We start from the raw sequence: 8,684 nt of genomic DNA, 5'->3' as shown, positions 1-8,684 counted from the left end.
CCTACTCCCTACTCCCTACTCCCTACTCCCTACTCCCTACTCCCTACTCCCTACTAGTCACGGGTCTTGGTTAACCATTAGAATCGATTTAATTTTTCGTTTGATTCGATTTCCGTTTTTGTCCACTCTGCCATAAACAGTTTTGCCGTTATAATAAAGAGCGGAGGAGCTTCCTCCATCTAGATTCATGGCTTTTTCAACTCCGGCAATTTTCAGGAAGGTAGCTAGGGCTCTGAAGGACATACCGGAATTTCTGGGAGCTTCTGGTTTTTGAGCGACCATTACTAACAAGATGCTGCCATCAGGAGTAATACCGACTGCACTTCTAGCATTGGGTCGGCTGCTCCCTAGGGCATCTCGTATGACTTTCCCATTTTCTACAGCTACAAAACCTTCGGTGACTGATGTGATTTGTGGAACCAGCAACGGACCACTGCCTAGGGCATCTAATAATTGACAACCGGGGGGGGTGGGTTCACTGTGTAGAGTAATATCATAGCGGACTGTTGACCCACAAAGGTATCGCCGAAATTCTGATCGATTGAGAATTTTATCCATGTAGGGCTGTAAGTTGGGATTTTGGATCAGCCCCTGGTTGTCACGGGGATCTGCTACTAGTTGCCCTTGCTTGATTACAATCGAGGTGGTCTTCTGATTTTTTGGGTCAAAAAAACCGCCGTTGATGGCAGCTACAGCTTGGTGCTTTTGGGCTAAATCTTCTAAGGTGATTAACTGTTCCGATATGGCGGGAGTAACGGAAAATCCACTTTCAGCTGGAATTAATAAGGTATGAACCACACTAAAGTCTAGAGTATGGGATTGGTATTTGATCTGTTTCTGGGGTGGCGAAACATCTGAAGAAAGGGCATCGGGTGGCTGGTGATCCTGGATAGATAACCACGCAACCGCTAAACCAATGGCAATTAAGCTCAGCCCAAGGATTTTTCTCACGTTCTTTTAAAACCAACTAACTATAGCAAAGGGAACAGGGAGTAGGGAGTAGGGAGTAGGGAGTAGGGAGCGGTGCGAACCCGCGCTTTTTCAAACCTAAGGGTGAACGCGCAGCGTAGAAAATATAGCATCAAAAATTATCACAATTCCTACACGGATCCCTATTTTTAGGTAAGTGTTGGCAAGATTTCCCACGAAGTGACTGACTTTATTCGGAAACGACAATTTCTCGGTACCATTAAACTATTCAAATCACAGTTGCGTTTAACACGTATCATGGGTGCCAATCAGGTGATAGACTACATGACTATCACTAGTCCTCAAGCAACTTGCAACGTTCCTTTACATATGTAAGGCAAGCGTCAACAAAGGCCATGGGAATTTTGTCAATGGTTATGTGCCATAGTCGTTTACTTGTATTACCTATAGGCGGCTCATCACGCCAGGGTGGATCAAATCAGATAAACGTAACAAATAACACAGGAGTTGATCCAGTAACCGCACCGTAAACCTGATAATTCCTATGCTGCTTGTAGGAAAATTCCAGCAGAGCTATCTAACGGTAACTTATGAAAACTAAAGAGACTAAGCCAGAAAGTAATGACCAACAAGCTCTGGTCGTAGCTGATCAACTCCATGAGGAACAGCAGGAAAAGGTTACTAAATTACCTAAAACTACTCGACCCAAAAAAGGTCTGTGGCCATTCCTATTCTTGGTGATGTTGCTCGTTATGGGTTACGTTGCTTCAAAGGTATTCACCTCTGTCGCCAGGAAAGATAGCCTAGAGGAAATTGAAACTACTGTTGAGGCAAGGCTACCGGTGCGAGTTATCCGAGCGCAATCACAACCGATTGAAGCTTGGGTATTTAGTTATGGAAATGTAGATCCTGTCCGGTTCCAGCATTTGACTTTTGAGGTGGAGGGGGAAGTTGAGTACATCAAAAAGATTAATGGTAGACCATTGCGGGAGGGAGATTTTGTACGACAGGGTGAACTGCTGGCAAGAGTAGACCAGCGTAAGTTAGCGTCTGATGTAACGGTGGCGGCAGCAGGGGAGGTGGAAGCTACCAAAGGGGTAATCACAGCCATGGCTAGTTTGCAACAGTCTCAGGCATCGGTGCGGGCTGAGCAAGCGAATCAAGCCAGAGCTATGGCAAGTCTGGCTCAGGCTAAGGCAGACATGAAAAAGGCGATCGCAGCTCGGAATTTGGCGGAAATTGAGATGAAACGGTACCAAAGACTGTGGCAACAGGGGGTGGTTTCTGCAAGCGATCGCGACCGGGCAGTCACCCAATTCCAGGATGCGGAAGCAGCGGTTGAAGCAGCGGAGGCTGGAATTGTATCAGCCCAGAGTCAGATTCGTGCCGCCCAAGCCAGTTTAGAGGCAGCGCGAGGTGATTTGATTGCGGCTCAGGCTCAGGTAGACACCGCTGAATCTGCGGTTAGCTCAGCTAAAGCCCAGCTTAAAAAGAGTAATGTTATCCTCGAAGACACGGTATTAAGAGCACCGTTTGATGGGATAGTCGCTTATCTTAACATCAGGGAGGGACAGTTTTGGAGTCCTCAACGGTTTCAGCCTAGCGCTGATCTTCAGAGCATTGTTGAAACAGTGCCGATTATCGTAATTGACCCTAGGGAATTAGAAGTTGAACTAGAACTCCCGGCCTTTGATGGGGCTAAAGTTCGCCCCAATGTCCTGGCTTACATTGTCCTGGAAGAAAACCTCAGTACCGCTTCAGTGACTGGTCTAACCCAGGAGAATTTAGTAAAGCTAGCTAGTGCTCAAGGTAGAGTTTTTGCAGTTAACCCCGCTGTTAATCCTGGCGATCGCGGTACCAAAGTCAGGATCCGAGTTACTCAGGGTGTAGAAAGCCTACGGGTTGGAGCTAGGGTTGCAGCTTGGATAGTAGTCGATCAAAATCCCCAAGCTGTAGTGGTTCCCCGAGGCAGTTTAGTGTTTCGCGATCGCAAAGCTTATGCCTTTGTTGTCAACGAAAGCAACAATACCGCCGTTGCCCGCGAAGTCAAGCTAGGCATCCAAGGACTGGCTGGCCAAGAAATCAAAGATGGTGTTTATCCAGGTGAGTTAGTGGTTACTGAAGGCAAAAATCGCTTGGTTAATGGCTCACCAATCAAGATTGTTGAATCTGCTCAGTAATTAGTTGTCAATAGGTTGGTCGGTTGGCAGGTTGGCAGGTTGAAGGTTGGCAGGTTGAAGGTTGAAGGTTGAAGGTTGGCAGGTTGTTCGCGTAGCGTGGCCAAAGGCCAAGGTTGGTCTGTTGGTCTGTTGGTCTGTTGTTAGCCCTTGGCGTTCCCGTACGGTAGGTTATCTGAAAAAATAATAGCTTTTCTCATAGTAATGAGGTACACAGGATTTTTTCCCTATTGCCTATTGCCTATTGCCTATTGCCTATTGCCTATTCCCTACACCCTACACCCTACACCCTACACCCTACACCCTACTCCCTACTCCCTACTCCCTACTCCCTATTCCCTTTCCTAAACAATGCAAACTAAAGAAAAACCCGAAACTATACCGGAGGTGGAAAGCCCCCCTCCCTCCTCCTTAGTCCAATTTTTGTTTACCCGACAGATTTTGGCTATTCTTCTGAGCTTTCTCCTAGTGATGGGAGGGATAATGGGCTACTTTTCGATGGTTAAAGAATCTGACCCAGATATCAAAATTGCCAACGCAATGATTACTACGCCATGGCCTGGTACAGATGCTGAAACTATTGAAAACAGAGTCACTGACAAACTGGAGGATGAAATTAAAACTCTCCAGGGTATTAAGAATATTAAAAGTGGTTCGTTTAATTCCTTTTCTTTAATTAATGTGGAGTTTCGTGCTGAGGCTCCGGTGTCTGAATCGATTCAGAAACTGCGAGGGAAAGTGGATGATGCCGAGCCAGAAATGCCGCCAGAATCGGAGGGGAGAGAGCAAACAGAGTTTGAACAAATTTCTCAGCAAGATGCTCCTGTTCTGACAGTTGCCCTCTATGGTAAGGAGATCAATCAAGCGGTTTTGAGTAAAGCGGCAGAGGATTTACAGAATATCCTGGAAAAGGTCAACAATGTTCGGGAAGTGAATCTGACTGGTCGGCGGGAAGAGATTATTAGTGTCCAGCTTATCCCTAGCCGCTTGATTTCTTTGGGTATTTCCTATACTAAAGTCCGGGATGCCATCACAGGTGGCAATATGGATATGTCTTGGGACTTGGTACGAGATAATGATATTGGTTCTCAAGTACGTCTGTACGGTCGCTTTCGCACTCTGGAAGACTTGAGGAGTTTGCCAGTAGCACGACTGAATGAGAATCGGGTGGTGCGGCTGGAGGAAGTAGCAGAGGTTCGTCGGGATTTGGAACGGGAACAGAATCGTGCTTTCCTCAGTTGGCAGGGTGAGGAGTTTATTCCTACCATCAACGTGGATGTAGTCAAGGTAGCTGGACAAGACTCGATTCAGGTAATTAATGACGCTCTGGCTGCTATTGATGACGCTCGCCAAAATCCCAATGTCTGGCCCTATGGCATGGAGTATAGGGTGATTAATAATGATGGGGATTATATCAATGATGACTTGGTGAATCTAGGCAGTAATGTGATCCAAGCCTCGATTTGTGTGTTTTTGATCCTGCTAATTTCCCTGACCTGGAAGGAAGCTCTGATTTGCGGTCTTTCGATTCCCCTGACCTTTCTCGGAACCATACTCTTGCTTTGGTTGGGAGGACAGACTCTCAATACTATGGTGCTAGTGGGTATGATTCTTGCCCTCGGTTTGATGGTGGATGTGTTCATCGTCATGATGGAAGGGATGCATGAGGGGATTTTTGTTAAGGGGTTGAGCTTTAATCAGACTGCTCTGGAAACGGTGAGAAGTAATGCTGTTCCTGCTTTTGCTGGTCAGTTAACTACCATTCTTGCGATGGCACCGTTGATGGCGATCGCGGGTACTATGGGAAAGTTTATCCGCCTGATTCCCATCAGTGCCATTACCTGTCTAGTCCTGAGCTATATGGTCTCGCTGTTGGTCGATATCCCTCTGTCTAAGTTTCTTTTGAGCAATAAGAAGGGGAAGACGGAGGCAACATTTATTGACCGACTGACTGAGATGGCTACTGAGAAATTTGCCCACTGGAGTTTACAGGTTACCTTGAAAAATCGCACGGTAGCTCGGTTGTGGACTTTAGGTGCAGTTGGTCTGTTTGTCTTTAGTCTAGTGCTGGCATCCCAGTTGTCTTTGAATTTGTTTCCCAATAATGATGGACGCAAACTCAGTGTGAATGTGGAACTTGCTCCGACTGCTACTCTGGAACGGTCTCAGGAAGTGGCGGATAAACTGGGTGACATTTTGCGTAATTATAGCGACCCAGATGGAACACAAGTATTTGAGAGTGTGATCACATTTGTGGGTAGCCGTAGTAATTTAGTTAGTTCTGGAGAACTTAAACCTGGAAATGCTGACTATTTCGTCGGTTTCTCAGGAATTTTCGTTCCTAGAAAACAGCGTCAGGAAGATTCCTTTATCTATGTTCCCCGATTGCGACGGGAACTGGATCAAGTTCTGGAAAACTACCCTGGCGCTACCCTAGCGGTGCAATATCAGCGCTCTGGTGGCTCGGAAGACCCGATTCAGGTGGAAATTAGTGGTGATGACCTCGATCAGCTGCGGGAGATTTCCGCCCAAGTCCAGCAAGCCTTGCGGGAAATTCCTGGAACTATGGATGTTCGAGATGATTTGGGCAACCTGCGGGCAGACTATAAACTAGTGCCACGCCGAGAAGCGATGAATTTCTATGGCTTGAGTCAAGAGGATTTGGCTTGGCAGGGACGCTATCAGATGATTGATAACAAAATCGGGGATTTTCCCATCGGTAGTGGAGAAGAGGACATTGAAATTCGCCTCAGTTCAGCTTGGCCTTCCCAAGCTGGAGCAATTGGTGGTCCTTCCCGTTCTGATGAATTTGCTACCATCCGCTTTATCACTCCAGATGGGGAAGTGATCTCTTCTGATTCAATCCTGGAACCAGTAGAAGGTATGGTACCTCTAGCGATTACCCACCGAGACACCCAACGCACGGTTACGGTTTTAGCAAAGAATATTCCGGGGATTGGGGTATACGATAGCGAAATTCTAGGGCAATTGACACCGAAGCTGGATGAGATGCGACAAAGCTGGCCCCGGGGCTATGATTACAAGTTTGGTGGGGATGCGGAAACTAGTGGGGAAACCTTTGGTTCTGCTGGAGCCATGCTGGTGGTTGCTATCTTCCTAGTGTTTGCCCTATTGGTTTTGCAGTTTGGTTCCTACACCCAGCCTTTGATCATTATGCTGACTGTTCCTTTGGCTTTGATTGGAATGTTTATTGGCTTCTTTTTGTTAAACATTCCTTTCTCTTTCCCAGCCATGATTGGGGTGATTTCTCTGACTGGAATTGTGGTCAATGATGCCATTTTTATGGTAGACCGGATGAATGCTCGTCGGGAGCAAGGGATGGATTTACGTTATGCCGCTGCTTGGGGGTCATGCGATCGCTTACGACCAATCCTGACAACTAGTGCTACGACGATCATTGGTCTATTGCCCCTGGCCTTTAGTGAAGCGAATTGGTTTCCGTTGTGTATGGCAATTATTTTTGGCTTGATGTCGTCTACCTTAATTGCATTTCTGATTGTGCCTGGTCTGTATTTGCAGTTGACGCCTAATCATAAGCCTCAGGATTCGTGATATCAAGTCCGGTGGAAACCCATAATGAAGGGGAGGGTGGGGAGTGTGGGGAGATGGGGAGATGGGGAGATTTTTATTAAGCGATGCAGCGCGGTCTTGGGGGTTTCCCCCATGAGCGACTGCATCAAGACAGGGGAATTATCCTGATATAATATAACTTCTTCAAAGGAAAATATCTTTTTGTTAGTTGTTATTTGTTATTTCAACTTTCAAGTTGAAATTTTTAATTTACGAACAACCTTTACTAAAAGTAGCAATCAAAGTAAAAATTAAGACATATTTTTGAGCCCTACTCTCTGTTCCCTACTCTCTGTTCCCTACTCCCTACTCCCTACTCCCTATTCCCTGTTCCCTTTACTAAAGTAATCAACCGGATTTGACATCATACAGCATAATCCGATGACCGTCGTAATCGCAGAATGCTTGTTCAGTGAAATTGAGGTTTGGTGGTCTAGTAAAGTAATTGGGCTCAATGGTGTCAAGTCCCAGTTCACGGATTTTCTGAATGGTTAGGGTCAGGTCTTTTACTCTGACTACCAGGGCTAGAGGATAGGGAGTAGTAGGGGTGGGTAATTCAATTCCTTTGACTTCGGTCAGGGCCAGGGCTCTAGGTTCGTCTTCTGTACTGAGTGATGCAAATTTGAGCTGAGCAGTTTTGGGAAACTGAAACACTGGGTATAGGTAAGAGTCTGGGGATGCTTCAGCTAGATAGTCCAGCTTAAATCCTAGGATATCTCGGTAAATGGTGAATGCTCGTTCAAGATCAGCAACCACCAAGCAGGGGCGCTTGATGTGAAGCGCATCTAGATTAGGGGTATTGGGGTTGACTGAGGGCTGATTGGTTTCCATTCACCCACCTAATTCTACGTTAGCTAATTATATAGCAAAGGGAATCGGGAATCGGGAATCGGGAATCGGGAATCGGGAATATGGCATCAACAATTATCACAATTTATTTAGGATTCCTATAGCTGAAAGTTAGCTATCAAAAAAGTTTGCGATCGCATTCGCAAATCCTTCAAAGGAGCTGTAACTTTCGGATACAATAGAAACAGTTAATCCCAAGTTTTCAGTATTAGCAGCGGTATAGGGACCAAAGCAAGCAATCACACAATGGTTATAATCCTCTGGGGAGTTAACCATTCTCAAAAAAGCGGTCACTTCTGCGGTGCTACTAAAAGCAATTACATCTATCTTGCCTTGACGAATTAGATTTAATTCTACATCATAGATAGTTTTATCCAAAATTCGAGTTTGATAGGTCAATACCGGAGTGACTTTCATGCCCAATTCCTGTAAACCGGAAATAAAATTGGGAATGACATTAGGTTCAGGTATCCCGACCACCTTTGGAATAGGAACTAATATAGTTTTCTGATTAATAGTTGGATAGTTAGACAATTCAGTAACAATTCCGGTTGGGCTAGCTTCAGCCGGAACTAAATCAGCTGTTACTCCAAAATCCGACAATCGTTCGGCATCTTTTCCAATCCCAGAGAGTTGGCAATTTTCCAACACAGATGTAGAAATACCCAAGGATGCCATGCGGTCAAAAAAAGCGTCTATTCCGTTGCGACTAGTAAAGGCAATCCAATCAAATTCATGAATTTGCCTGAGAGCAGCATCTAATTCAGGAGAATTTTCCAACAAACAGGTTTCAATAGTTGGCATCACTATGGGAAGTCCACCCTGGTTAATGATTTGTTGAGATAACCGAGAGCTATAGTTTATCGGTGCTGTTACAATGATTCTTTTGCCATAGAGAGGGAGTTGATTGGAGGGAGATAGAGGGTGCATCTTTTTAGTGTAAATCTATATCAAGACAGGGAACAGGGAACAGGGAACAGGGAACAGTAGTCAAGAGATACAAGGAGTTTTTACTGTTATCTATATCATTAAAAAAATTACATTTTTTTTGAATACCAAAAATTCTTATATACTTAATTAAATATTGCCTCTTGCCTTCCCCTCCTGGGAGGGGTTAGGGGTGGGTTCCTCTTGCCT

The 8,684-nt window shown here is 45.5% G+C and carries 6 protein-coding genes; 3 read left to right on the top strand and 3 right to left on the bottom strand.

The window, feature by feature from the left end; translation table 11 throughout:
* Positions 1-57: 57 nt before the first annotated feature.
* Positions 58-951: a phosphodiester glycosidase family protein gene (locus tag AC4II3_RS29030; protein WP_488017081.1), complete on the bottom strand. Its 894-nt coding sequence runs from the start codon at positions 949-951 to the stop codon at positions 58-60.
* A gap of 569 nt (positions 952-1,520) precedes the next feature.
* Between AC4II3_RS29030 and AC4II3_RS29025 the strand changes: the two genes are divergently transcribed.
* The 3 genes from AC4II3_RS29025 (at position 1,521) to AC4II3_RS29015 (ending at position 6,680) form a co-directional block, all read left to right on the top strand.
* A complete protein-coding gene (locus AC4II3_RS29025) occupies positions 1,521-3,110 on the top strand; it encodes an efflux RND transporter periplasmic adaptor subunit (RefSeq protein WP_488029748.1) in 1,590 nt (529 codons plus the stop codon).
* A 201-nt stretch (positions 3,111-3,311) separates the two neighbouring features.
* Positions 3,312-3,455: a hypothetical protein gene (locus tag AC4II3_RS29020; protein WP_488029749.1), complete on the top strand. Its 144-nt coding sequence runs from the start codon at positions 3,312-3,314 to the stop codon at positions 3,453-3,455.
* Positions 3,456-3,458: 3 nt separating this feature from the next.
* Positions 3,459-6,680, top strand: a complete 3,222-nt coding sequence (locus AC4II3_RS29015; RefSeq protein WP_488016913.1) for an efflux RND transporter permease subunit — start codon at positions 3,459-3,461, stop codon at positions 6,678-6,680.
* 366 nt (positions 6,681-7,046) lie between these two features.
* Here AC4II3_RS29015 and AC4II3_RS29010 read toward each other — a convergent pair whose 3' ends face one another.
* Together AC4II3_RS29010 and AC4II3_RS29005 are read right to left on the bottom strand one after the other, a co-directional pair.
* A complete protein-coding gene (locus AC4II3_RS29010) occupies positions 7,047-7,529 on the bottom strand; it encodes a VOC family protein (protein ID WP_424096701.1) in 483 nt (160 codons plus the stop codon).
* 129 nt (positions 7,530-7,658) lie between these two features.
* Entirely contained in the window at positions 7,659-8,477 is an 819-nt protein-coding gene (locus AC4II3_RS29005; RefSeq protein WP_488016779.1) for a uroporphyrinogen-III synthase, read from the bottom strand.
* Positions 8,478-8,684 lie beyond the last annotated feature (207 nt).

The organism is Moorena sp. (genome assembly GCF_982860115.1).
This window is presented reverse-complemented; position numbering and strand designations above follow the sequence as displayed.